Below are 420 nucleotides of genomic sequence, written 5' to 3'. Positions count from 1 at the left end.
ATATAAGACATGAGCCTTCACTCCTCCTTTCTTGCTTCGGAACTTTGCCCACGGGAATGTTGCAAGACATAACGGAATCGTTGTTGAATCAAACGCATATTTCTTTCCGGAAATGTCAAGGATGTTGGTCATCCGCTTCTCGCAGGCTTCCTTCATCATATAGAATGCAAAGTCTTCGAAGATTCTGTAATCGCGGTTCTGGTTGGCTGTGGCAAGAGTTGTCTTGGCTATCGGTTCACGACCTAACCCAAGATGATATTGCTTGGCCTTATGCGCCTCGAAAGCAACGATTAAGTCTCGCAGGCTCTCACGGTTACTCAGTTGTCCAAACATCATCGCGAGCATCTGATTCCAGCAAGTGAAATGTTTCACATATCGGTTGCCATCATACTTACGAACATAGTTGTTAAACTGAGTCCT

General features: G+C 45.0%; 1 protein-coding gene. It reads right to left on the bottom strand.

Annotation, left to right across the window (positions count from 1 at the left end; genetic code table 11):
* A partial coding sequence (locus H6A34_RS14655) for a DUF4372 domain-containing protein (RefSeq protein WP_205106104.1) occupies positions 1-420 on the bottom strand: 420 nt, incomplete at both ends.

The sequence above is a fragment of the Marseilla massiliensis genome (assembly GCF_016899855.1).
Lineage (GTDB): Bacteria > Bacteroidota > Bacteroidia > Bacteroidales > Bacteroidaceae > Prevotella.
This window is presented reverse-complemented; position numbering and strand designations above follow the sequence as displayed.